Below are 26,168 nucleotides of genomic sequence, written 5' to 3'. Positions count from 1 at the left end.
GTACAGAGCGGTCACATCGGCTGGTTGCCGTGATGCTTGTCGACCGGCCGGCAGCGACGCTTGCCTGCGAGCGTGCGCAAGGCTCCGGCGATCGCGTCCCTGGTCTGTTCGGGGTCGATCATCGCGTCGATCTGCCCGGTTTCCATCGCGAGGTTGGCGTTGACGGTCGTGGTTTCGTAATCGGCCACGTATTTCGCGCGCAACGCTTCCACGTCCTGCCCGCGTTCCTTGGCTTTCTGCAGGTCTTTGCGGTGGATGATGTTGACCGCGCCCTGGGCGCCAAGCACCGCGATCTGGCTGGACGGCCATGCGAGGTTGACATCCGCGCCGATCGCTTTGGACCCCATGACGATGTAGGCGCCGCCGAAGGCTTTGCGCAGAATCACCGTCACCATCGGCACTTGCGCGTTGGCATACGCGTAAATCACCTTTGCTCCGCGGCGAATGATACCCGCGTGCTCCTGATCGCTTCCCGGCTTGTACCCCGGTGTGTCCACGAGGGTGATGACCGGCAGGTTGAACGCGTCGCACAGGCGCACGAAACGTGCGACCTTCTCAGAGGATTCCACGTCGAGAATGCCGGCGAGCACATTCGGCTGGTTGGCGACCACACCGACCGGATGGCCTTCGATACAAGCGAAACCGACGACCGCGGATTTCGCGTACAGTTCCTGCACTTGGACGAATTCGCCGTAGTCGACGATGCAGTGGATGACATCAAGCATGTCATAGGGTTGACGGTCGCTGTCCGGCACGATGGTCGAAACGCGCGAGGCGGCCGCCTGATCGGCATGGGTGGACGCGTAGGCGAACACCGGGGGCTCGCTCAGGCAGTTCGACGGCAGGTAGGCGAGCACGGTACGCGCGTAATCAATCGCGTCCGCCTCGTCTTCGCCGAGATAATGCGCGACGCCGGAAACCACGTTATGCACGTATCCGCCGCCCAAATCCGCCATGCTGATCGTTTCGCCGGTAGACGCCTTGACGACGTCCGGACCGGTGACGAACATGTCGGAGTTCTCACGCGTCATGATGATCAGGTCGGTCAGCGCCGGGCAATACACGGCGCCGCCTGCGCACGGGCCGAGGATAATGGAAATCTGCGGGACGAAACCGCTTGCCTCGCAGGTCTTCTTGAAGATCCGCCCGTACTGGCTCAGCGCCGCGACCCCCTCCTGGATGCGCGCGCCGCCGGAATCAATGAGCGCGACAATCGGCACTTTGAGGCTGATGGCCATATCCATCAGATGGCAGATCTTCTCGCCTTCGGCAACACCAAGCGTGCCGCCGCGTACCGAGAAATCCTGCGCGTACACGGCGACCGTACGCCCATACACCTTGCCGAACCCGGTGATGACGGCCGAACCCGCCACCCCTTTGTTGATATCGCCGCCGACAAAGCGTCCGATTTCCTGGAAACTGTCGGCGTCGAACAGCAGGTCGAGACGTTCGCGGGCTGTGCCTTTGCCTTTGGCATGCTGACGTTCGCGGGCATGTTCTTCGGCGGTGCGTGCAAGTTCCGCGGCGCGCCCCACTGCCGGTCGAATCGGCTGGGTCGCATCCTGTGCCGTGGATGGTTGCGGTGCAGTAAGCGTTTCGCTCATTGCTGTCCTCCTTGCGCGTCCTTGTCTGGTGCAGTCCCCGACTGCGCGCTGTCGGCGGCGTGAATATCAAGCTCGACAAGCGTCTGTCCGCCTTCGACACCATCCGCCGGACCGACGCAAATCTTCTTGACCGTGCCGTTGACCGGCGCGTACACGTAGTTTTCCATCTTCATGGATTCGAGTACGACCAGCAGGTCGCCCTTGGCGACGCTCTGGCCTTCCGCCACGTTGACACGGGTGACAATCGCCTGCATCGGCGAGGAGATGATGCCACTTTTCGCGCCGTCATCGGCCTTCGGTTTGCCGATATCGTGCAGGCCCTGGCCGCGCAACGGCTGGGTGACACGATGTGCGGATCGTGCGCGAGCCGCGCCTGTCAGTCCGTCGACAATCGTCTGGGGGACGGTGAGCTTGACGCGCTTGTCGTTGACTTCGATGACGAAGGAATCACTGGCGGCGGTTTTCTCGCTTGCCCCTCCGGCCAAGGATGCAGGCTGTCCGGCCCCCGCTGCCGCCGGCTCACGGTTGAGGTACTTGCGTTCCAGCCATTTGGTGGACACGCTGAACGGATGCTGTTCGGCGGTGAATTCAGGATCGTTGAATATCTGCTCGAACAGGCTCGCCGGTGAAGGCACGCCTTCGATACGCAGCTCGCCAAGCGCCCGTCGCACACGAGCGACCGCAGTCGCACGGTCCTGTGCGGTGACGACGAGTTTACCCATCAGGGAATCGAACTTCGGGGAGATCGTATCCCCCGCTTTCACACCGGAATCCACGCGGATACCCGGTCCCGCCGGCCATTGCAGGCCGGTGAGCGTGCCGGAGCTCGGGGTCAGGTTCGTCGCCGGATCCTCGCAGGTGATGCGCAGCTCGAAACTATGCCCGCGGATGCCTTCCGGGTGGGTCAGATGCCCGCCTGCGGCGATGGTCAGCTGTTCGCGCACCAAATCCAGTCCGCATACCTGTTCACTGACCGTATGCTCGACCTGCAATCGCGGGTTGACTTCCAGGAAATACACTTTGCCTTGCTCGGTGAGCATGAACTCGCAGGTGCCGAGCCCAACGTAATCCACTGCTTCGAACAGGCCGCGCGAATACCGTTCCAACGCTTCGAGCGCTTTCGGGGGCAGGAAGGGGGCGGGAGCTTCTTCGACGAGTTTCTGGTTACGGCGTTGCACCGAGCAGTCACGCGTCGAATACACGACGAAATCGCCGTGGCTGTCACGCCCGCACTGTGTTTCCACATGCCGTGCCTTGTCGATGAAGCGTTCGACGAAATACTCGTCGAGGTCTCCGCCTTGCAACGCATCATGGCTCAAATAGAAACTGCGCAGCTCATCATCATTGTGCACAATGGTGATGCCGCGGCCACCGCCGCCATCCGTGCGCTTCATCATAATCGGATAGCCATGCGTCTGCGCAAAATCAAGCAGCTCACGCATATCCCGCACCGGCTCGGAAATACCGGGGACTGGCGGAACCTTCGCCCGCGCGGCAACCCGGCGGGCGGTAATCTTGTCGCCCAAATCGACCAGGGCCTTGGGATCGGGGCCGACCCAGACGGCTCCTGCCTCACGCACCTTGGTTGCGAACGACGGGACTTCAGAAAGGAAACCATACCCCGGGTGCACCGCGTCGGCACCGCTCCGGTGCAGAATGCCGATCAGCAGATCCTCGTTGAGATACGTATCACGATACGTGTCGCCCGGCAGCAGATAAGCCTCATCCGCCATATCCACATACTGTTCGTCGCGATCCTGTTCGGCGTACACGGCAACCGTACGGATCCCCATCTCACGGGCGGTGCGCACGACACGCAGCGCGATTTCGCCGCGGTTCGCCACCAGAAGTTTGCTGACATTATTGACCATACGTTCCAACCTATGCCGCCGCGGACACGGCGGACGGGGGCATGGACAACAAAGAATCGGCGATCTTTTTGTACCCTTCCACAAACGTCACCGTAAGTTACTTCACGATAATCGGCGATATTCCGCCATTTTGCGCGTTCAGTGCAACCATGGGGATACATCGGCGACATCGGAGGACGTAATCAGGTTCATAGAATGATGGCCAGCACGCCCTTGACTTGGGGCGTTCCATGAAAGGAAGGGATTCCCATGTCACATCAGACCCCATCGGCCACGGTCACTTCCGCGACGCCGACCATCGCCCGTCGCCTGCTGCGTTCGGCAGGCATGTCACTGCTGTTCGCCCTGCTGTTGTGGGCTGCGGCCGCCGCTGGGCGCATCCCGATTCCCGGTACGCCGGTCGCCATCACCTTGCAAACGTTTGTGCTCATGCTCGCCGCGTTGAGCCTTGACTGGCGTGAGGCCGGCGGCGCTGTCGTCCTCTACCTGCTCGCCGGAGCGGCAGGCCTGCCCGTGTTCTCTGGCGGCATGTCCACGCTGGCGCTGGTCGGTCCGAGCGCCGGCTTCCTGTTCGGCTTCCTGCCGGGCGTCATTATCACCTCCCTGCTCAAAGGCAAGGCGCGCGACGCCGGAGCCCGCTCCTACTGGCTGACCGCAGCACGATATTTCGGCGCTTCGCTGGTCGGCTGCGTGGTCGTCGTGTACGCCTTCGGCGTGAGCATCCAGGCGATGCTCACCCATGTTCCGCTGTCCGCCGTGGCGCTTGCCTCGCTGGGCTTCATCGGCGGCGACCTGCTCAAGGCGGTTGTCGCCTCCGCCGTCGTCAGCGGGCTGTCCTCGCGTATCTCCCGTGATGCCAAGTGACGTCGAAGAACGGCAGATAATGTCAAATAACGGCAAGTAACGGCAGGATGCGCTAGTCGCACCAGTCGATAGCGAAAGGCCGCCGTCCCGATTGCATGGGGCGGCGGCCTTTCACGTATGTGTATGCCGTCTATCACCTCGCGGACAGCAGGGCATAAGCCGGCGGGCAGTGAGCTATCAGTGGCTCATCAGTCAAGAACACCGACATCACCGGTCGTCACCGTATGTTCGACTCCCCCGTCGTCCACGATTGCCAGTGAGGCATCCGGATTGATGCGGGCGGCACGCCCTACAATCGTCTCGCCCCCGACCAGTCTGGCTTCCACCCTCCTGCCAAGTGTCCAGCTCACCTGCCGGGTTTCCTCCAGCAACTGCGCCGCATACGTTGTCCGGTCATCGACGAACCGGGCGATGCGGTCGCGCAGGCCGGCTGTGATTCCCGCCGCGATGAGGTCGCGCAACACTTGCGCGTCCGGCAACGGGTCGACATGCAGCTGCAAGGATGTGGATTGCGGGGTCGGCAGGCTTTCCGCACGCAGGGCGAGATTGATGCCGATGCCGATGATCACGCCGGTGCGATGCTCATCCAAGGGCACGAGCTGCACCAGGATACCCCCGAGTTTCAGGCCATGGCAGAAAATATCGTTCGGCCATTTGATCGACAGCGTGCAATCCTGCTGACGCGGGCGGGCGCCGCTGGAAAGCACTGCGGAACGTATCGCATCACGCGAGGCCAAGCCGGCGAGTGTCGGCAGCCATCCGTTGACCGTGTTGTCGGCGACGACATCGGCGGGCATCACCGTGACGAAGGACACGGTGAACGATTCGCCCGGACGGTTCACCCACGCGCGTCCGAGCCGGCCGTGCCCGCCTGTCTGATAATCCGCGGCAATCACCGTGATCTTCCCGTCGTCTGCCGGATTGCCGCCGATCCGCCCGTCCTTCAGCATCTCACCGGCAAGCACATTCGTGGAATCCACTTCCGCCAGCGCGATCAGCCGGTCAGCCTCCTGTTCGGTCCGCGGCATGCGCGGAATCGTGCCCTGTTTCGTCATCATGACCCCAGCCTACCGCCGAACGACGCGTTTTTCGCGGATGTACGCGCCGGATGCACCCAAGTTGCGGATTGACCGCGGCTGCAGAACCGGCAGGCGGCCAAGATACGTTGCCACCAAGCCGGCCACCATGTGGGCCAATCCTCACACAACAGGCATCAGACCCACCCGAACGCCCGATCCCAACCACCAAACCACCCAATCTGTGAGCCAATCCTCACACAACGGAATCATGCCGGTCAAGGCAGTAGCGGCAAAGCCCTCTCTGTTGGTTGTCACAGCGTTAGTATCACGACTACTGCCGACTGGCAACATCCCCCTCCCATAGGCGCAACAATGGATTCTGAACCAATCGGCAGACACCCCCGCAGACATCAAACAAATTGAGGACACAACGACAAGACAATATCTTACCAATATTGGTAAAATCCTTGTCTACACTCTTCGATATATTGTGGTAACGTATTTGAAAAGGAGGGAAGACATGGACGGTAATGAACCAATGAGTCCCGGGACTGCCCTAGAGCGAAAGCTAGCGGAGACAGGCATGCCCCGCAAAGAACTGGCTCAGCGTACAGGCGTCACCGAGAAACACATCTCCACCGTTATCAACGGTGCGCGAGGCATTTCTTCGTCTTTCGCACGCAAGCTTGGCTACGTGTTCGCAGATGCAAATGCTGATACCTCCTATTGGCTACGTATACAGACCGATTACGACGCATGGCAAGAGCAGTTAAAAGAGGAGAAACAGGTCACCGACGCCGAATTGGCAATTCTCAAACCCTTGCATGAGATTATCGAATTCTCCATCGAGCGCGGATGGATGCACAACGGGTGTGGTGATACCGCGAAAGTCTTACAACTACGATCTCTATTAGGCATCAGCAACTTGACGCTGATTACCAAGGTCACGTACAACGCCGCATACCGTGCACAGGTGACAGACAACATTACAGCCGACCCCTACGTTCTGTTCGCTTGGCAACGGCTCTGCGAAAAAGAGACCGAGGGAATCGTTTCCGATCAGGTACCGAACATTGCACATCTGAAATCCAGTATCCCCGACATCAAGAAGCTGATGAACACAACGTTCAGTCAAGCAGTGGAAGATATACAACGAATTCTGTGCGAATGCGGCATAGCGTTCTCTGTTGTGAGGAACTTCCGAGGCGCCCCAGTACAGGGATTCATCAAGCAGATTCCAGGCAAAAGCCTTATCATGTGTTTGACAAATCGCGGCAAACGTGCGGACTCTTTCTGGTTCACGCTTTTTCACGAGATAGGACATGTGCTCCATGGTGATTACACCACACGTTTTGTGGACTTCGATTCTGTAGAGGGCGACAACGAGCGGAATGCCGACCAGTTTGCACAAGACACACTCATTAATCGCAGGGCATACTCCGACTTTATCCGCACACCCAATTGCGTCACATGGCCGGGAATCGAAACGTTTGCCATGCAAGAGGGAATCCCCGCGTGGATTGTCCTCGGTCGTCTTCAGAAAGACAAAATCCTCGACTGGAGCCATTATGCAGACCGAATACCACACTACGAATTATCAGAAATCACTAACTCATAGACGGCAAAAGGAGAAACATATGATTCCATGAAATAGAGCCTCATCGCAACGTATCCTTCGTAAATGTGAAGGTATGCTGCACTTGTCATCTTTCGAAAGGTGACTATGGAAAGACTTCGGCGCATCAGTTTGCAGACCGATACGCCGAAAACTCGACATGGTAGAACCAGCCGAAGTTGCACTTGTTGATTGTGCCATGTCGGAAAGACAAACGCCGATTCTCTATATGAGGGAGGTCAACATGGCACAATTACAGCACAATCGACGATGCTGCGAAGATTCTCGCTTCGAGCAAAGACCGCCAACCACCAAATACGGCACAGTTGCAACATGTATGAGCTGCAGTTGCATTGCTTCCCGCAACACTGTGAATAGCAAGCCGCCGAAAGACGGTGACTGCTATGTCTGATGCAAAGACCGAATATTCGATGGCAGTCACAGCAATAAAGAAGCAATCAGAGATAGACGAGGACTTAGCCAAGAACCTTGAAAACTCCTATCTCGAAATTCGACGATTCGGAATGAACTGGGTGAAGGCCAACATCAACGACGTGGTTGAAGAAATCGCACCAGGTGCGCATGCAGAAATCCACGGTCGAAAGGTGTATTACTACAACGCCGATAGAACCATGGTTGTTATTGCCGATGTTGCAGGCTATGTACGAGTGGCACAAATTATTCCCAAAGACTCTGGGGATCGATTTCACTATCTTGACGTACATGGCCAATCCGCCGACAACTACACAGACGAGAAAGGCAAACAGCACGGCCGCAAGCGTTCTGACAAGAACGCTTATACCCACTACCGAATCAAACACAGAGAAGAGATGTGAGGAATAATATCATGTGCGAATATCGTTACTACGTTCACGTGCCACTCACTGCCGAGGCTGCTCTGGATTCGGAGAACCTGTATCGCTCCCCCGATGCTCACACGACAGCGTTCACCGAAGATGAGTTCATGGCACTTGAATATGGCGTGTTCCAAGAGTTCAGCGAATGCTATGACTTGCTCATCGACATAGATGAAGAGGCCGAATTGGGGTACGAGTATCTGGATGACGCCATCGACAAGGTAAAGCACCGCTTGGCAAGGCCCCGATCGGAAGTGGAGAAATCAGCACTGCACAAACTCTTAAACGCAATGCAACTCGCCAAGAAGACGGGATACTACGTCGATATCGACGCATTTATCGTACCCTCCACAATCCCTAATCCAAGCGTTCACAAGACGAGCGATGGCACCGTTGTACTAACTTCAGACGAGACTTGGCGACCTGAAACCGGGCCAATGCCCATGATGAATGGATTCTCATCCGACGAATCGATTCGCTCACGTTTCGGTTCCGGCAAGTCTCTGGACATCAAAGGCTTGGCGACGTTCTTGGAAGAAGATGCAAAAGCCCACGGAATCCAATTCACCAATAATGGATGGCCCCAGTTCCCTCAGAGCATGCTTCTTGCAGAGGAACCAGCAGACATGTTGCCTTGGCGTCAAAGGCACTTCGCCACCAACCCCGCAAACACCGTGCTGTGTCATTTTGATAGCGACGAGCAGAACTACCGACGAATCGTCCACATGAACGAAGATTTGCATGAGTATCGAAAATTCATGGCCATGGCAGGGTTTGATCTGAGCCCCCGAATTCAATGGGATCAAAATCAGCAGAAGTTTAACATTCTCCTATCCATGCTCGCAACACTCTATGTTGGCAATCGTGGTGTGAAAATCATGCCTAATTTCCGCACAGGCGATTCGGATACGTTCGAAAGCCTCACCGCGTATCCGCATGGTACGCAATACGCAGTGGGCTCATTGGGATGCGCTGACGGGCATACCGAGCTGAATGACTATTATCTACGCATGAAAACCTTGGTCGCTCTGCCCAAGAAGCTGTACTACTACGGCACGCTCAAGGACGAATACCGCGAGACACTTGATGACTTGCACATCGATTACACAGTATTCCCCGACTTGCGATCACGTACATTCCACCGAAATAAGACTGCCGGTTCCGATGAATCCTGTTTGCGGGAGGCTGATGCTGATGAACAGGCTTAAAACGAAATACACCCGGCAAAAGTTCCTCCTCAACTCAACTCAATATGAAGGGCAAACGCTGGAAGTCAATAACCAATCGGCCGAATCATCCGATTTTCAAGAGTTCGGCACTCCATGGAATCTTCTCGATGTATTGACTCCTTGTTTCACCCGTACGGTTAGCATCCGCCGGATGGATCAAATGATCGACACAGAGGAAGATTGGAACGTGTTCCTCGTCACGGCAAACCAACTTGACTTGCTCATTATCGATGCCAGCAGTTGCTTGACGGCGACTAACACTAACCCTATCCTGCGCGACTACGACATCGCCACGCTGAAAGCCTACACTGTGCGGCTCGCTAACGCCGGTGTGAAGTACGCCATCATAGCGTGAAAGTTGGACCGCAGAGCATGCAGCGTTCAAGCCTTCCGAAACGCTTGAACGCTGCATTCTGATTATCACTCAATTTCCCAGTCCAACCAAGTCCTCTCCCACCGCTAGGCATCCTGCGGCTCCTTGCGTCAGACTACAATGCTCAAGCATGACCGAAGCCACGCGAACCACGAGAGCCACGACACCGCCATCCGTGCAGCCCGATCAGGCAGCGGGGCGCGCCGAAGCGACGGAACGCGGGCGCGGCCTACACCGTGTACCGATCGGCGCCATTGCCAGATGGACACTCGCGGTCCTCGCCGTCCTCTGGTTGAGTTTCTGCACGGCGATCGGACCGTTCTACTGGTTTGGCGGAAGCATCGCCGACTGGACGATGGCCAACACCTTGTATTTCCTGCTCGCGCTGATCATCTATATGGCGCTGCTCATCGCCCTGGTGCGTTTCGGCGGCGGGCGGATCATCATCCCCCCATCCCTACGGTCCACCTGCCGTCGAGCGGCAAAGGCGATCCAAACCTTCTGCCGCACCGGATGGCCGCGGCACATACTCAAACCGCTGTACGCCCTGGCACGCGGATGGCGGCGGTTCGCAACCACACGATTCGCGCGGGCCATGGGACGCTGCTGGCGTGCGATCCGCAGCCGCACGCCGCGCATCATCATGCGATGCACGAGCAGCTGGATTGGCCTGGCGCTGATCATGTTCATCGGTTGGTTGTGGGTGCCGGTCACCTTGCTGTCCGCATTCGGCGCCGACATCCGCTCACAAATCCGCGAATTCAGCTGGGCTTGGAACCAATGGACCGGCCTGCAGCAGCCGTACACCGGGTTCTTCGCGTTCGTGCCGATGGATATCTATCCGACCGCCCATTACCTATGGCCGCAGAACCCGACGTATCTGACCGATCAGCACAATCTGGTGCTTACCGTGTTCTATGGCGCCGTCGCCGCCGCATCCCGGTATTTCACCGGTTCGAATGACGCCGGGTACGTCGTGCTTTCCTCGTTGCAGTTTCTGTTCGCGGTGTTCTGCTGCTCAGCCACAATGCACCGGTTCCTCAATCTTCCGTGGCTGAAGAAGGAGGCCGATCACGACGCCGGAATGCTGCCGCCAGCCAGCGAGCCGGGAACCAGGCCTGAGGATTATCCGAACGCCATCACGCGTGCCGGGGTCTGGCAACGCACCATCGTCATCCTGTTCTTCCTGCTGTGCCCGATTCCTGTGTTCGCCACCATCAGCCTGACGAAATCGCCGTTGTTCGCGTTCGCCTTCGTCTGGTGGTTCGGCATCGCCTATCAACTGCATATGACTCGCGGCAGGCACGGCGGCAAGCCCCAACGCCTTCCCGCACGCGCTTTCGCCGCGTTCATCGTCAGCGCCTGCGTCATGCTGATCAGCGCGAAATACGCGTGGTACATCCTGCTCGCACAGACCATCATCATGCTCATCGCCGATCGCAAACGGTGGAAAACCTATCTCGCGGCCATGCTGCTGCCGGCAATCATCCTGCATGGCGGTCTGGTCATGCTCGTGTCGAGCGGCAAAGTCATCAACGGCGACCCGATTGAAAGCCGGGGGATCCAATTGCAGCAGATCGCGCGCGTCGCACAGCTCAATCCCGAAGGCATCCCGAAGGACGCTGCGGATAAACTCGCTCCTATTTTCAACCTTGACCAGATGGGCGAATCCTATTTCCAACAGGATGCCGACCCGGTGAAATCCTCCGGAATCCAGTCGAAGAAAGTCAGCTACCGTTGGCGTTCCGTGACGAAAGAGGATATGGCGAACTTCAACAGCGCATGGTGGCAGATCGTCAAGGCGAACCCCGTCATCGCGGCGGACGCGTTCTTCGCTGAATGTTTCGGCTATTTCGATATCACGGATTTGCCCTACGTCTCCATGGACTATTACGTGACGAGCGATTATGTGAACAGCACCGCGTGGATCAAAGACTGGCAGCCGCAATGGCGCGCGCAGATCGCAACATTCGCGCGCGACTGGGGCAAGATCCCGGTGCTCGGGTGGGTGACGCACGGCAACTTCTATGTCATCATGACCTTGCTGTTCGGCGCGGCGGAGGTGATCCGCCGGCGCTGGCGCACCCTCGCGTGGCATATGCCGCTGCTGCTGCTGATGGGCGTGATGGTCACGTCGCCGGCGAACAACTTCGAACGCCATATGCTGCCGGTGACTTTCGTGTTTTGTTTTGTTGTGCTGACCTACTGGCGTGAGTCGGCGCGCGGGTCGAGCAATCGTGCCGCGGCCGAATCTCGAGCACATGCCAGTGGACGTGACCGTGACAGTGCTTCCGGGCAGGACTAGGCTGGTCAGTATGGTTTCCGCTTCTGTACGCCCTGGATCGGGCTCCGACCGCGGGGATATGCTCGATTTGCTGATGGCTCGACTCGCCGCCTTGCTGGGGGACGATGTACTGGAACGTGATGAGCCTGCCGGCGTGGACGGGGCGGATGCTGCGGATGAATCGGCCGAAACAGCGCAAACAGCCGAAGCAGCCCGAACCTCCGATACTGTAACGACTTCGACCACTTCGGCAACTTCGGCCATTGCTGATTCGAAGGCGCCACGGTCCCCGCGCCCGGCGGACGCACGATCCCTGCTGGAATCCATCGTATTCGCTTGCCTCGCGGAAAGCACCGATGATGAACGGGTCGTCTCGCTGATGCACATGCTCGGGTGGCCGGCGCAATTCGTGTGCTGCAGCATCGCCGGCACTCCCCCATCGCGAGACGTTGCAGCATGCGCGGCATCGATTCGCGGCCATCTGCGACCGCATGCCGACGGTACTCCACAGGACTGTCTGATCGGCGAACATGACGGACATCTGGTGGCATTGGTACGCGTCGATGACGGAACCAGTCCGGATGAGGTCGCGCGGATCGCCGAAGCATGCTTCGACGGGCATGAGCCGATATGTCTCGGTCCCACACGGCAGAACGCCGACGGTGCGTCGCGAGCCATCCGCGCCGCCATCAACGCCCTGTTCGCGCTGAAGGCATGCACACGCGAAGTACCGCAACCTATGCGGTGTGAGGATCTGCTCCCCGAACGTGCCCTGATGGGAGACGAGGACGCGCGCGACGAACTGGTCACGTCGATCTATCAGGCGCTCAAAGGCGACAATCCCAATGATCCGACACTGCAGACCGTGAGCATTTTCCTCGACTCCGGCGCGTCTTTGGATGCGACCGCCCGCACGTTGAGTGTGCATCCGAACACCGTGCGGTACCGGTTGAAACGGGCGACTGAGATCTGCGGTTGGGATGCGACCGACACGCGTGAGGCGTATGTGCTTTCGACGGCCATTACGCTCGGTCGGCTCCGCGATGCCGGATTGTGGCGCGACAACGGCTTCCAGCAAGTCTGACACCTCACATACGCCTGACTGAGACTGCGCAATGCGATTGTCTGAGCGGCCGCGACGGCCAGATGCTAGCAGCCAGCAGCCCCGAGTATGGGAAAGCCCCATGGACACCGGTATATGGTGCTCATGGGGCTTGTACGTTCTCGTTCCGCCCTAGGCTCGAATTAACGGACGGAACCAGAAATCAGGCGAGTGTCGCGGTATCCAGCGGGATGCCAGGGCCCATCGTGGAGGTGATGGTCGCCTTGGTGATGTAGCGGCCCTTCACGGTGGACGGCTTGAGACGCTTGATCTCGTCGGCCACTGCCTTGAAGTTCTCGTCAAGAGCCTTCTCTTCGAAGGACATCTTGCCGATCAGGAAGGACAGGTTGCCGTGCTTGTCCACACGGAACTCAATCTTGCCGCCCTTGATATCCTTGACAGCCTTGGTGACGTCCATGGTCACGGTGCCGGTCTTCGGATTCGGCATGAGGCCACGCGGGCCGAGGATACGGCCGAGGCGGCCGACCTTGCCCATCATGTCCGGGGTGGCCACGACGGCGTCGAAATCGAGGAAGCCGTCCTGAACCTTCTGCACGAGATCGTCATCACCGACGATGTCGGCGCCGGCCTCGGTAGCTTCCGTAGCCTTCGGGCCACGAGCGAACACGAGCACCTTGGCGGTCTTACCAGTGCCGTTCGGCAGGTTGACGACGCCGCGCACCAGCTGGTCAGCCTTGCGCGGATCCACGTTCAGACGGTACACGGCTTCGATGGTCTCATCGAAACCACGCTTCGGCATGCTCTTGAGCAGAGCGATCGCCTCAGGAGCGGTGTACAGGTTATTACGATCGACCTTCTCGGCCGCTTCGCGGTACTTCTTGGAGTGCTTCTTAGCCATCTGTCCTTCTCCTCTCAGTCGGTGACCGTGATGCCCATGGAGCGGGCGGTACCTTCGATGATCTTCATGCCAGCCTCGACGTCGCGGGCGGACAGATCAGGCATCTTGATCTCGGCGATTTCGCGGACCTGAGCCTTGGTGACGGTACCGACCTTGTGGGTCAGCGGGTTCTCGGTGCCCTTCTGGATACCGGCGGCCTTCTTCAGCAGAGCTGCGGCCGGCGGGGTCTTGAGCACGAAGGTGAAGGAACGATCTTCGTAAACGGTGATCTCAACAGGGACGACCTGACCCATCTTGTCCTGCGTGGCCGCGTTGTAGGCCTTGCAGAAGTCCATGATGTTGACGCCATGCGAACCCAGAGCCGGACCCAGCGGCGGGGCGGGGTTCGCCTTGCCAGCCTGGATCTGAAGCTTGATCAGCGCTGTGACTTTCTTCTTAGGAGCCATTGTCTGGTTCTTCTTTCTGTGAAGCGGTGGTCACGGTCGCCGCGCGCGGGGCGCGGTCTCCTCCCGCAACTTGCATTGCTGTGCTGTGCTAGCGGGTCTCCCCTCCAGACACAAACAGCACTATTATGCTCGTTCGTCTCGACAACGTCAACGTCGCCACGCCCATGATGCGGTGCGGCACGATGACACCGACTGCACCGCGGCAATCACCACCCTGAACTCCCCCTCCTCACAAACCAGCTACGCAACAGCCCCTCCCAACGTAACCAGATTGAGAAGTCATACAAACCAGCTACGCAACAGCCCCACCCAGCGTAACCAGATTGAGAAACCTCACAAACCAGCTACGCAACAGCCCCACCCAGCGTAACCAGATTGAGAAACCTCACAAACCAGCTACGCAACAGCCCCACCCAGCGTAACCAGATTGAGAAGCTACACAAACCAGCTACGCAACGACCGCTCCCCGCGTAACCAGATTGAGAAACCTCACAAACCAGCTACGCAACGACCGCTCCCTGCGTAACCAGATTGGATGCGTCGAGAACAACGACAATGGCGGCGGCACCCTTGAAAGGTGCCGCCGCCATCATCAACGACTATTCATACAGTCTATGTTCAGTCGATTTTCTCGACCTGCCCGAAACCAAGCTCCACCGGCGTGTCACGACCGAAGATCGACACGAGAACCGTCAGCTTCTGCGTGGTCGGTTCCACATCGGAAACCACCGCGGGCATCGTCGCGAACGGACCGTCCGTGACAGTGACCTGATCACCAACCGCATACGAAACCTCAAGCTTGCGCTTCTTGGCGGCAGCGGGCTTATCGCCAGCCTCCTTGAGCGCCTGGGAAGCGATCATCGGAGCCATCATCTGCACGACTTCAGCACGCGACAACGGGGCAGGATCCTTGGTCGGACCAACGAAGCCGGTCACGCCTTCAGTTTCACGCACAATACGACGAGCGTCCTCATCAGGCCACATGCGAATCAGCACATATCCGGGCACGCGGACACGGGTGATGACCTTCTTGCCCTTTTCCGTGTGCTTCTCGACCTCTTCCATCGGCACTTCGACCTGGAAAATCTGGTCTTCGAGACCGAAGCTCTGCACGCGGGATTCGATGTTGGTCTTCACACGCTTCTCATACCCGGAATACGTGTGCAACACATACCACTTACCGTCAAGCGTGCGCAGGCTCTTGGAGAACTCCTCCACAGCCTTCGTGCCGGCATCTTCCGCCGGTTCGTCTTCATTCGCCTGAGACTGGCCAGACTCGCTACCCTCGGCTTCGGCAGCCCCTTCCGCTGCAGCGTCAACCGCGGCTTGTTCAGCCTGTTCTTCATCGGTTTCCTGGGCATCACCCTCGGCGGGCTGGGCATCGCCTTGCGGCGCCGACGGCTGCTGAGCCGCAGGAATATCACCATTTGCGGCGTCCTCATCGGAAACCACATCAGGCAACGAATCAAGATTCTCGAGATTCACTTCATCATCCATGCTTTATTTACCTTCGTGTGTACGGATCAGCCGAAAACGAGCAACACGAGCTTGCCCAAGCCAAAGTCCATGGCAGTGACCAAGGCCATCAGCACCAGCACGAACACGAACACCGCGAACGACCAAGAGAACAGCTCTTTACCATTCGGGGTCACAACCTTGCGCAACTCATTGAACGTCTGCTTGATGTACAAGCCGATCCGCATGAAAATATTGGGCTTACGCGGCTTGTCTTTACGTGCCTTGGCCATTTCCATCCTTCGCTCGGCTACTGAACATCCAAAAAACTGGCAGGGACGGCGGGACTCGAACCCACAACCTACGGTTTTGGAGACCGTTGCGCTACCAATTGCGCCACATCCCTAGGTGAACTCTGCTCATTCTATCGAAACGACGAGACTGAGCAAAACCGCCAAGAGGCCATATTAGCGGGTACCCGCGATTTAGTCCAATCGGGTTCCGCCACACGCGTGATACCGCGGCAAATCAGAGTGTCGCATTCCCCTCCCGTGGATTGCGCGCGCGCCATACGCTCGTCCGAAATCCGCACGTATGTCATACGCACGTCGCGCAGGATTCGCCGCTGTCACCGAAGCTCGTCAAACGACACCGAATAACCCCCAAACAACATACTCACGCCCCACACATACGGCGAACGCCCGGCAGCGGTCATCACCACAGCCGGGCGTCATTGCGTTCTAATCAGGCGAATCAGGCGAATCAGCCGATCCACTCCTTGAAGTAGCGCATACCCTTGGCAAGATCCTCATCGGACAGCGCATACGAGAACCGCAGATACCCGGGAGCGCCGAACGCCTCACCCGGAACCGCGGCCACATGGCCTTCATCGAGCAGCAGCGCGGCGAACTCCTGCGACGAATGGGCGACAGACCCGTTCGCGCCCAGCGGTTTGCCAAGCAGCTCTTCGATATTCGCGAATGCGTAGAACGCACCGGTCGGCATCGGGCAATGCACCCCAGGAATCTCATTGAGCGCAGCGACAATCGCCCTACGACGCTTGTCGAACGCCTCACGCATCGCCGCCACGGCGGACAAATCACCGGCGACGGCAGCGAGCGCGGCACGTTGCGAGACATTGGCGACATTCGACGTCATATGGCTTTGCAGCTTGATCTGCGCCTTCGCCACCTCAGGCGGAGCGATGGTCCAGCCGACACGCCAGCCGGTCATCGCGTACGTCTTGGCGACGCCGTTGAGCACCAGCAGCTGGTTGCGCACCTCGGGCACTTCCGCGCCGACATAGGCGGTTTTCACACCGTCATAGTTGAGGTGCTCGTAGATTTCGTCGGAGACCACCCACACGTGATGTTCGACAGCCCATTGGCCGATCGCCTTGATCGTCTCACGGCTCCAGACCGCACCGGTCGGGTTGGACGGCGACGTGACGATGATGGCTTTGGTGCGGGCGGTTCGCGCCGCCTCGATCTTGTCGATATCCGGTTCGAACCCTTGCTCAGCGCCGGAAAACACCGGAACCGGCGTGCCACCGGCAAGCTTGACAACCTCCGGATAACTGGTCCAATACGGCGCGGGGATAATGACCTCATCGCCGGGGTTGAGCAACAGTTGGAACACCTCGTACACGGACTGCTTGCCGCCGTTGGTGACCACTACCTGGTCGGGCGATACCTCGTAGCCGGAATCGCGCAGCGTCTTGCGTGCAATCGCTTCGCGCAACTCGGGCAGGCCAGCCGTCGGAGTATAGCGGTGATTCTTCGGGTCACGGCATGCTGCCGCCGCAGCGTCGACGATGTAATCAGGGGTGGGGAAATTCGGCTCGCCCGCGCCGTAGGCCACGATGTCGATGCCCTGCGCCTTCATCGCCTTCGCCTTCGAATCGACAGCGAGGGTTGCGCTGGGGGCGACATTGTTGACACGGTCGCTCAGGTTCTGCCAGTCAGCCATAGTCATGGCATCTACTGTAACCGCCACGGGCGAAAACCGTCCCGCCGCCGCGACACGCAGTCACACGAGCACGAGATTATCGCGATGCACAAGCGGATGCGCGTACTCATCGCCGAAGAACCGTCGCAGCTGCGCAGTGTTGCGCCCCAGCATGCGCGGAATCTCCTCAGAATCGTATCCCGACAGCCCTTTGGCGATATGATGACCGGATTCGTCGTCGATCCATATCGGGTCGCCCGCCGAAAAATCACCGCGCACTTCGAGTACGCCCGCGCTCAACAGGCTCGCCCGACCGGCACGTACCGCTTGGGCGGCACCCGTATCCACGACAAGAACGCCGCGCGGGTGGGACGCGAATTTGATCCACAGCCGCCGTGACGAGCCGCGCCGCTTGATCGGTGCGAAAGCCGTGCCTACGGGGTCGCCCATCAGAGCAGGCCCCGCGTTCGCCGCACAGGTGAGCACTGCGGGAATACCGGAAACCGCAGCCATATGGGCGGCTTCCAGTTTCGTTACCATGCCACCGGTGCCGACGCCGGAGGAACTGCCCGCGACCTTGACTTCATCCAACGCGCGCTCGACATCAGGCACAAAATCGATTTTCTTGGAGCCAGGCTGGCTCGGGGGCGCGGTATACAAGGCATCCACGTCAGTAAGCAGGACGAGTGCATCCGCGCGCACGATATTCGCCACCAACGCGGACAGCCGGTCATTGTCGCCGAAGCGGATCTCGTTGTTTGCCAAAGCATCGTTCTCATTGACGACAGGCACGACCCCCAAATCGAGCAGACGGTCCAAGGTGCGTTGCGCATTGTGGTATTGCGTCGCCCGAATCGTATCTTCCGCAGTGATCAGAATCTGACCGACACGAATGCCGAACCGGCCGAACGACACCTCGTACCGCGCCATCAGCAGGCCTTGGCCGACGGATGCGCACGCCTGCTGCGTCGCGATATCGGCAGGCCTGCGTTCAAAGCCGAGCGGGCCGAAACCCGCAGCGATGGCGCCCGATGACACCAGGACGATACGCGCCCCCTGCAACCGTGCGCATGCGAGCGCCGCAACCAACGCGTCGAGCTTCGTGGGGTCAAGATGTCCTGAGGGCATGGTCAGTGAACTTGAACCGACCTTGACCACGATCGTCTGCGCTTGCGCGATGGATCGTCTGACTCTCTCATGCGTGGGCTGCACCATCACTCCCCGGCTTCCTCACTCTCGTGCTCCTGCTCGTCACCGGTGTCGCCACGCCCGAACAGGCTCTCACGGTCATGACGGTCATCGTCCACACTCGGGTCGGCCCAGTGGCCTGCCTTGCGTTCTGCCATCATCGCCTCGCGGACTGCGGCGCGAGCGTCCATCATCTCGTGGTATGCGCGTCGGCGTTCCGCATTCGTGCGACGCTGGGCACGCGGATCATTCGCTTCGAGGCGCAAATCCTTGCCTCGCGAGCCCAACTGCGAACCGTCCAGCATCTCGGCGCCCGCCGCAATGGTCGGATCCCAATCAAAGGCGACCGCACGGTCTCCCCGGCCGATACGCACCTCGTCACCGGCGTGCGCGCCCTGGCGGCGCAGCTCGTCCTCGACACCGAGCTTGGCGAGTCGGTCGGCTAGATAGCCGACGGCTTCGTCATTGTCGAAGTTCGTTTGGATGACCCAACGTTCCGGTTTCGTGCCGGTGACCGTATACCACACGTCACCGTTGCGATTCGTTTCGCGTTCGACCTTGAAATCAGCTTGGTCTGCAGCGGGGATGCGCCTGCGGTTCTTGCGCTCAAGCGGCTTGATGACGACGCGCTCGTTCTCCTGCTCCTGTTCGCGCCGCGCAACCTCTTGACGCATCTGGCTCACCAACTCGCCGAGCGCATATCCGAGTTCCTTCAGGCCGGCGTGCGAAGCCGTGGACACCTCGAAGACGCGCAAACCCATCTTCTCGAATTCTGGGCGCACGAAATCGGCGAGTTCCTTGGCTTCGGGCACGTCGACCTTGTTGAGCACGATGATGCGGGGGCGCTCGGCAATCGCAATCGCGCCTACCGGCAGTTCCAACTTGTCCGCATACTGGGCGAGCTCATATTCAAGCGCATGATAGTCGGATATCGGATCGCGGTCGGGTTCGAGGGTCGCGCAGTCAATCACGTGCACGATGATTTCCGTGCGCTCGATATGACGCAGGAATTCCAAACCGAGACCCTTGCCCTCCGAAGCACCGGGAATCAGCCCCGGCACGTCAGCGATGGTGTACCGGTAATCGCCGGCCATGACCACGCCGAGATTCGGCACGAGCGTGGTGAATGGGTAATCCGCGATTTTCGGCTTGGCGGCGCTCATCGCGGCGACCAGGCTGGATTTGCCCGCCGAGGGGAAGCCGACCAGTGCGACATCCGCAATGGATTTCAGCTCGAGCACGACATCGCGTTCCTCACCGGGTTCGCCGAGCAACGCGAAGCCCGGGGCGCGTCGGGTACGGTTCGCCAATGCGGCGTTGCCGAGACCACCCGCTCCACCGGCAGCGGCGACGAACCTGTCACCGGCATGCCGCAAATCCGCAAGCAGCTCCCCCGGACGCTTCGTTTCGCCTTTGGCTCCCTTTGCCGTGAAAATCATGGTGCCGACCGGCACGGGAAGTATCAGATCCTGGCCTTTCGACCCGTCTTTCATATCGCCCAAGCCCATCGTACCGCTGCCCGCGGTGCGGTGAGGAATAAAGCGGTAATCCAACAGGCTGTTGGCGTTCTCATCGGCAACGAAAATTACGGAACCGCCATTACCGCCATTACCGCCGTTCGGCCCCGCCAGCGGCTTGTACTTCTCGCGCCTGATGCCCGCGGAACCATTGCCCCCGTCGCCGCCTTTGACATGGACGGTCACCCGATCAACAAAATCTGCCATAGTGTCACCTTACGTCGTCCGGCCGCCGGTGAACGCACAAGACGGACGGGAATTCATGGATAATCAACAATACCGCCATACCGCGATATCGTGCGATTCGCCCTGCGAACAGCCATCCGCCCGCCGGGCAACAAAAAAGCCGCGTCCGACAACGGGCGCGGCTTCAAGTGATGAAACGTCAGGCGGTGACGACGTCGATGACCTTGCGGTCGCGACGAACGCCGAACTTCACGCTGCCGTCCTTGAGAGCGAACAGGGTGTGGTCCTTGCCCATGCCGACATTCTGGCCGGGATGGAACTTGGTGCCGCGCTGGCGAACCAGGATGTTGCCGGCGAGTACGGACTCGCCGCCGAACTTCTTCACACCGAGGTATTGAGGCTGCGAATCGCGCCCGTTACGTGAGCTGGAAGCGCCCTTCTTATGTGCCATGATCTAATTCCTTTCGGTCCTCAAGAACGCTCAGGCGATCTCAGTGATCTTGACGAGGCTGAGCTTCTGACGATGGCCCTTGCGACGGGTCACGCCGGTCTTGTTCTTGTACTTCATGATGTTGATCTTCGGGCCCTTGGCTTCGTCGTTCACGACTTCGCCCTTCACGGAGACCTTGGCAAGGTCCTTGGCGGCAAGGGTAACCTTGGAGCCGTCGACTACGAGCGCGACCGGGAACTCCACGGTATCGCCCTGCTTCGCATCGAGACGGTTGACCAGGATGACGTCACCGACCTCGACCTTTTCCTGATGGCCACCGGCCTTCACAATCGCGTACATATTCCGTTCCTTATGTTGTGGAAAGCTTACTGTCCAGCGCGTTCGAGCCTCCGGCCAGACACCAACTATCAAAACTACACCGACCCGCGTACATCCGTCAAGTCGAGAAAACAGCGCGTGTCAGCTCTCGGACGCCGGCTGCACACCTGCGTCCGAGAGCCGGAAGCCATCGCTACGCGACCTCTTGAGCGAAATCGGCATCAGAAGCGTCATCCGAAGATCCGCTGGAATGCGCGGCATCACCATGCTCGGCATGCTCGGCGTTCTCAGCGTTCTCGGCGTTGTTCGCCGCGACCGCCGCCGCAGCAATCTGCGCAAGCTTGGCTTTGACCGCCGGGCTCGACCCCTTCGGCGCCTGCACCTCAGGCGTGCCATGACCGTGCTTATTCGTTTTGACGAACGGATCGCCGCCCTTCATCGCGTAAGGATCGTCATACTCGGCGCTGACCGTAGGCTCATCATGGATGATAAAGCCGCGGCCCTTGCATGTCGGGCACTCCTCGGAGAACGCTTCCACCAGTCCCTGGCCAATGCGCTTGCGCGTCATCTGCACCAAACCGAGTGACGTGACCTCAGCCACCTGATGCTTCGTACGATCGCGCGCCAGGCATTCAACCAGACGACGCAGCACCAGATCGCGGTTCGCAGGCATCACCATATCGACATAATCGATCATGATCATGCCGCCGATATCACGCAGACGCAACTGACGGGCGATCTCCTCAGACGCCTCCAGATTGCACCGGGTGACGGTCTCCTCAAGACTTTTGCCCTTGCCGATGAACCGGCCCGTGTTCACGTCAATCGTGGTCATCGCCTCAGTGCGGTCGATGACGATCGAGCCGCCGGAGGGCAGATACACCTGACGCTCCATGCCTTTGCGCAGCTGGGAATCAATCTGCCACTTGTCGAACACATCCTTGCCGCCATGTTCCTCAGGATCCCACTTGACCAGCTTGTCGCGCAGATCCGGGGCCATCGTGTCCAGATATTCCTCGATCCGCTCGTACACGCGGTCACCCTCGACGATCATCTGGGAGAAATCATCGTTGAAGATATCGCGCACCACACGGATGGCGACATCCGGTTCGCCTTGCAGCAGCTTCGGACGCTTGCCATGCAGATACAGGTCACGCTTCTCGCAAATCTTGTCCCACTGCCGGCGCAGCGCCTCAAGATCCTTCTCGATAGCCTCCTCGGACGCGCCTTCCGCCGCGGTGCGAATGATCACACCCATATCTTTCGGAGCGATCTTCGACACAATGGACTTCAGCCGCGCACGCTCGCGGTCAGGCAACTTACGGCTGACACCGGTCATGCCACCGGACGGGACCAATACCAGGAAGCGGCCGGCGAGCGTGACCTGTGACGTCAGGCGCGCGCCCTTATGGCCAATCGGATCCTTGGTGACTTGCACGAGCACCGGATCGCCCGACTTGAACGCAAGCTCGATGCGGCGCGGCTGGCCTTCCAGTCTGGTGGCATCCCAGTTGACCTCGCCGGCATACAGGACGCCGTTGCGCGGCTGGCCGATATTCACGAACGCCGCTTCCATGCTCGGCAGCACGTTCTGCACGCGGCCAAGATAGATATTGCCGACAGTGGCGACTTCCTGGATATCGGACACGTAATGCTCGACCAGTACATTGTCTTCAATCACCGAAATCTGCGTGTGATGGCCACGCTCGCGCACCACCATGAGACGATCGACATGCTCACGGCGCGCAAGGAAATCCTGCTCCATGATCTGGTTCTGGCGGCTACGCTCACGACGGTTGTCACGGCGGCGCTGCTTCTTCGCCTCGAGGCGCGTGGATCCTTCGACATCGGTGATTTCGTCGATATACTGCTGCTTGCGTGAGCGACGAACCGGCTCTTCGCTCTCCTCAATGCCCTTGCCTGAACGGCGGCGGCGACGGCGACGGGTGACCGTCGTGTCCTCATCCTCGTCACGGTGACGACGACGCACCTCGAGAATCTGCTCGTTGTCATCCTCGGACTCCTCGCGGGCAGCCCTGCGACGGCGACGGCGTGTACGAGTCCCCTCCTGGGCGTCCTCGTCGGTATCGGCATGGTCGTCGTTACGCGAACCGTCGGCATTGCGGTTCCCGGACATCACTTCGGCTATCGGCGTATAGGCGATGTCATCATACTCGAGGTCTTCCTCGATCTGCTCGACCTCAGCAGCGGCACGGCGCTCCTGCGCGTTCAGCCGACGGGAACGACGGCCACGGCGCGGCTCATCATCTTCACGATTGGCGTCATCGGCGGATTCGCCGCGCCCCTCGCGAGAATCTGCACCCTGATCGAGGTGTCCGTCCTCGCGGCCCATATCATCGTCATTACGGCCGCGACCACGCCGCGAACGGGTACGGCGAGCGCGACGCGGCTCACGTTCCTCTTCACGATCGTCATGCCGATCGGCGTCGTCCTCGGACTGTCCGTCTTCGGCATCCGAGTCAGAGGACTGACGCGCAGGCAGAACCGGCTCTTGGAACAGCAATGATGTCATCGGCTTGGAACGATGACGTACTCTGGTGGTTGACGATCCGGCATCCCCATGTTCGTGGGACAGCAGGTCCAGCGCGTCCTGGACGCGCTCCTCCGGAGTCTCGGCATCAGCAGCCCCATGTCCGCCCAGCCCGGCGGAATCAGAGGTGGGTTGTGCGGACGGCTCGTCTTCCGCCACGCTACGGGTGCGGCGACGGGACCTCACCGAGCTTTGAGCGTCGGCGCCGCGGGACACCCGACGACGGCCGCGCTGGGGCGTATGCCGCTGTTCGTCCGTCTCGGCAGTTTCGGTGTCATCGGACGGCAAAGCGGGGTGCTGCGCGGAAACCGGGCTGATCGCCGGCTCCTCAAACAACGGCTTGGGATGCTCTTCGACCTTCAGTGCGAGATCCGCCCCTGCGGCACCGGCGCCGCGCACGACACGACGGCCTCCGCGACGCCTGCGGACCGGCGTCGAAAGCTGCTCAGACACAGCCGTCTGATCCTGTGCCGATGCGGGAGTGGTGTTGGTCTGCTGCTGCGCTTCGCGTGATTCATGGGAATCGTCCGCAAAGCCCTGTTCTTCTGTTCTGGGCACAATGCTCCTCGCGATATGCTGCAGCCATATCGCCTTTTTCCGGCCCCGCACAGTGGTCACACCGCGCTCTCACCGCGGCCGCGCACCATTCGCGCCCATACGGGGCAATACATACAAAAGTCTAGCTGCGCGACAGCGGACACCAGCGCTCGCATTGGCCACCATAGCCGCGGTTGCGAGGGGATCGACGCCGTCCTGCGCACGACGGTTGTTGCAGAACCGTCACACTCAAGTATGACACAAAAAATGCGTTGCTCGCGCACAAGTCGGAAAAACGGCAGTATTGTTCACACGCGCGGCGATTATGCCAACCACTCCAAGAGAATGGAAGCCATACGCGTCAATTCGCTGGCAGCGACCTGTTCATCATGTTTATGGGCGAGCAGAGGGCTGCCGGCCCCGAGATTGACCGCCGGGACACCGAGCTGAGCGAAGCGAGCGACATCCGTCCACCCAAGCTTGGCCTGAGGGTCGCGCCCCGTGCGATTCTTGACCAACGCCGCAAGCGAGGCGGCAAGCGGGTCGTCCATACCCGGGCGCGCGCTGGGCGACTCGTCCTTCATCTCAATGCCGAACCCGGCGAACATACCGCCGGTCGCCACATGTTCGCCGTTGCCGAGCTGCGCGCCCGCATCCTCGCCCATCATCAGGGCCTTCGCCTGCGCGATCGTCTTGTCCGGCGCGAAACGGTAATTGACATGGACGCGGCATTCATCGGGAATCACATTCGTGCCTTTGCCGCCGGAGATCAGCGTGGCGTTGACGCCTTCGCGATACGTCAATCCGTCCACGGTCACGTCTTGCGGCGTATAGTCGTTGAGCGCATTGAGAATCGCAGCAGCCTTATGAATCGCGTTCGAGCCCATCCACGCGCGGGCCGAATGCGCCGCCACGCCGTGCGTAATCACATCGAAACGGATGGTCCCATTGCAACCGCCTTCGATGCCGCAATCCGTCGGCTCGCCAATCACCGCGAAATCGCCGCGAATCCAATCCGGGTGGTGTTCCACGACCTTGCGCAAGCCGTTCTTCTCCGCCGCGACCTCCTCATGGTCATAGAATACGAACGTCACATCATACTTCGGATTCGTCAGCTTCGCCGCAAGATACAGCATCACCGCATCCGAGGCTTTCATATCGGTGGCACCGCGTCCCCACATCACCCGCTCGCCGGGGAAAGCCTGCGCGATATCCTCGCGGATCAGCGGATCGCCCGGTTCAAGCCAGCGCGGCGGGAAATTATCAATCACCGGAACCGTGTCCAGATGCCCGGCGAGGATCACCCGGTGATTTCGCCCCAAATCGGTGGAAGCGACGACGGTATCACCATGCCGCCGCACGTTGAGATGCGGTTGGCGGGTCAGATATGCCTCGACCTCGTCAGTCAACGGGCCTTCGTCGTCGCTGACAGAATACTGATTCATGATGCGGGTGAAAATCCGCTCGATTTCGGTGCGCATCCGCTCGGTCTCGTCATTGTCGTTGCTCGCGTCGCCGCCGGTCTTTGCGCTGTCCGTCATCGTCATACCGTCCTCCGTCAATCCAAGCCGACGCGGCATGGGCACGTTGCTATGCGTTCGCGCCGCCCATGCGCATCCGTAATGTCCTGTTCCATCATCGCAAAGGTCATGGATGGCCGCCCGAACTGTCTCAGATTCGCGTCACGGGCGTATCCTTGTCGCATTCTGGAGGCGGTGCCCGTGATGCGAGATTATCGACGCGTGTGATGCAGGAAAGGAAGATACTGGTGGTCGACGCACGCCGGACGGCCATCGTCGCCGATGGTGCATACCATGCAAAGCGCGTGGTCGGTTCCGTCGGCTGCCCCGGCTGAGATGACCCAGAGGGCTGACGTGGCTGACGACCGGCGAGCT

General features: G+C 59.7%; 20 protein-coding genes, 1 tRNA gene and 1 pseudogene. 7 read left to right on the top strand and 15 right to left on the bottom strand.

The genetic code is table 11. From position 1 onward, the window contains the following. Nucleotides 1–11: 11 nt before the first annotated feature. Nucleotides 12–1,559, bottom strand: a pseudogene (locus DSM100238_RS03085) (acyl-CoA carboxylase subunit beta); the annotation flags it as partial. A 41-nt stretch (nt 1,560–1,600) separates the two neighbouring features. Beyond that, nucleotides 1,601–3,475 (bottom strand): ATP-binding protein, encoded by a 1,875-nt coding sequence (locus DSM100238_RS03080; RefSeq protein ID WP_152355271.1) that lies wholly within the window; start codon nt 3,473–3,475, stop codon nt 1,601–1,603. 249 nt (nt 3,476–3,724) lie between these two features. On the opposite strand from DSM100238_RS03080, the gene DSM100238_RS03075 reads away from it, so the two are divergent. Continuing rightward, nucleotides 3,725–4,339, top strand: a complete 615-nt coding sequence (locus tag DSM100238_RS03075; RefSeq protein WP_152355270.1) for a biotin transporter BioY — start codon at nt 3,725–3,727, stop codon at nt 4,337–4,339. 188 nt (nt 4,340–4,527) lie between these two features. Here DSM100238_RS03075 and DSM100238_RS03070 read toward each other — a convergent pair whose 3' ends face one another. Beyond that, nucleotides 4,528–5,397: a biotin--[acetyl-CoA-carboxylase] ligase gene (locus DSM100238_RS03070; RefSeq protein ID WP_240812312.1), complete on the bottom strand. Its 870-nt coding sequence runs from the start codon at nt 5,395–5,397 to the stop codon at nt 4,528–4,530. Between the two features lie 481 nt (nt 5,398–5,878). Between DSM100238_RS03070 and DSM100238_RS03065 the strand changes: the two genes are divergently transcribed. The 6 genes from DSM100238_RS03065 to DSM100238_RS03040 all read left to right on the top strand — a co-directional run bounded on the left by DSM100238_RS03065 (nt 5,879) and on the right by DSM100238_RS03040 (nt 12,800). Then, nucleotides 5,879–6,976, top strand: coding sequence for an ImmA/IrrE family metallo-endopeptidase (locus DSM100238_RS03065; RefSeq protein WP_152355269.1), 1,098 nt, complete (start codon nt 5,879–5,881; stop codon nt 6,974–6,976). Between the two features lie 401 nt (nt 6,977–7,377). Continuing rightward, complete coding sequence (locus DSM100238_RS03060) at nt 7,378–7,809, top strand: hypothetical protein (protein ID WP_152355268.1); 432 nt, start codon at nt 7,378–7,380, stop codon at nt 7,807–7,809. 11 nt (nt 7,810–7,820) lie between these two features. Further along, the gene (locus DSM100238_RS03055) at nt 7,821–9,038 is read left to right on the top strand and encodes a DUF4417 domain-containing protein (RefSeq protein WP_152355267.1); all 1,218 of its coding nucleotides are present in this window, start codon (nt 7,821–7,823) and stop codon (nt 9,036–9,038) included. Beyond that, complete coding sequence (locus DSM100238_RS03050; protein WP_152355266.1) at nt 9,025–9,414, top strand: hypothetical protein; 390 nt, start codon at nt 9,025–9,027, stop codon at nt 9,412–9,414. The genes DSM100238_RS03055 and DSM100238_RS03050 overlap by 14 nt, the downstream gene beginning before the upstream one ends. 148 nt (nt 9,415–9,562) lie before the next feature. Next, nucleotides 9,563–11,737, top strand: a complete 2,175-nt coding sequence (locus DSM100238_RS03045; protein ID WP_240812311.1) for a DUF6020 family protein — start codon at nt 9,563–9,565, stop codon at nt 11,735–11,737. A 10-nt stretch (nt 11,738–11,747) separates the two neighbouring features. Further along, nucleotides 11,748–12,800, top strand: coding sequence for a PucR family transcriptional regulator (locus DSM100238_RS03040; RefSeq protein WP_167511005.1), 1,053 nt, complete (start codon nt 11,748–11,750; stop codon nt 12,798–12,800). 181 nt (nt 12,801–12,981) lie between these two features. Here DSM100238_RS03040 and rplA read toward each other — a convergent pair whose 3' ends face one another. The 12 genes from rplA to dapE form a co-directional block, all read right to left on the bottom strand. Next, a complete protein-coding gene (gene rplA / locus DSM100238_RS03035; RefSeq protein ID WP_015451044.1) occupies nt 12,982–13,677 on the bottom strand; it encodes a 50S ribosomal protein L1 in 696 nt (231 codons plus the stop codon). 14 nt (nt 13,678–13,691) lie between these two features. Further along, complete coding sequence (gene rplK / locus DSM100238_RS03030; protein WP_015451045.1) at nt 13,692–14,123, bottom strand: 50S ribosomal protein L11; 432 nt, start codon at nt 14,121–14,123, stop codon at nt 13,692–13,694. Nucleotides 14,124–14,741: 618 nt separating this feature from the next. Then, nucleotides 14,742–15,620, bottom strand: coding sequence for a transcription termination/antitermination protein NusG (gene nusG, locus DSM100238_RS03025; protein WP_152355264.1), 879 nt, complete (start codon nt 15,618–15,620; stop codon nt 14,742–14,744). A 26-nt stretch (nt 15,621–15,646) separates the two neighbouring features. Beyond that, on the bottom strand, nt 15,647–15,871 hold the full coding sequence (gene secE, locus DSM100238_RS03020; protein ID WP_167511004.1) for a preprotein translocase subunit SecE: 225 nt from the start codon (nt 15,869–15,871) through the stop codon (nt 15,647–15,649). A 37-nt stretch (nt 15,872–15,908) separates the two neighbouring features. Further along, nucleotides 15,909–15,984, bottom strand: a tRNA-Trp gene (locus DSM100238_RS03015). Nucleotides 15,985–16,340: 356 nt separating this feature from the next. Further along, the gene (locus DSM100238_RS03010; RefSeq protein ID WP_152355388.1) at nt 16,341–17,546 is read right to left on the bottom strand and encodes a pyridoxal phosphate-dependent aminotransferase; all 1,206 of its coding nucleotides are present in this window, start codon (nt 17,544–17,546) and stop codon (nt 16,341–16,343) included. Nucleotides 17,547–17,606: 60 nt separating this feature from the next. Then, a complete protein-coding gene (proB, locus tag DSM100238_RS03005) occupies nt 17,607–18,740 on the bottom strand; it encodes a glutamate 5-kinase (RefSeq protein ID WP_152355262.1) in 1,134 nt (377 codons plus the stop codon). After that, a complete protein-coding gene (obgE, locus tag DSM100238_RS03000) occupies nt 18,740–20,437 on the bottom strand; it encodes a GTPase ObgE (RefSeq protein WP_152355261.1) in 1,698 nt (565 codons plus the stop codon). Before obgE ends, proB begins: the two co-directional genes overlap by 1 nt. A 178-nt stretch (nt 20,438–20,615) precedes the next feature. After that, the gene (gene rpmA, locus DSM100238_RS02995) at nt 20,616–20,867 is read right to left on the bottom strand and encodes a 50S ribosomal protein L27 (protein ID WP_152355260.1); all 252 of its coding nucleotides are present in this window, start codon (nt 20,865–20,867) and stop codon (nt 20,616–20,618) included. Nucleotides 20,868–20,897: 30 nt separating this feature from the next. Next, a complete protein-coding gene (rplU, locus tag DSM100238_RS02990; protein ID WP_015451052.1) occupies nt 20,898–21,206 on the bottom strand; it encodes a 50S ribosomal protein L21 in 309 nt (102 codons plus the stop codon). Nucleotides 21,207–21,378: 172 nt separating this feature from the next. Continuing rightward, entirely contained in the window at nt 21,379–24,294 is a 2,916-nt protein-coding gene (locus DSM100238_RS02985) for an Rne/Rng family ribonuclease (protein WP_152355259.1), read from the bottom strand. A 302-nt stretch (nt 24,295–24,596) separates the two neighbouring features. Continuing rightward, nucleotides 24,597–25,754, bottom strand: coding sequence for a succinyl-diaminopimelate desuccinylase (dapE, locus tag DSM100238_RS02980; RefSeq protein ID WP_152355387.1), 1,158 nt, complete (start codon nt 25,752–25,754; stop codon nt 24,597–24,599). Nucleotides 25,755–26,168 lie beyond the last annotated feature (414 nt).

This window comes from Bifidobacterium apri (genome assembly GCF_009299485.1).
GTDB classification, from domain to species: domain Bacteria; phylum Actinomycetota; class Actinomycetes; order Actinomycetales; family Bifidobacteriaceae; genus Bifidobacterium; species Bifidobacterium apri.
The sequence above is the reverse complement of the archived record's forward strand: the minus strand, read 5'-3'. Positions and strand labels throughout refer to the sequence as shown.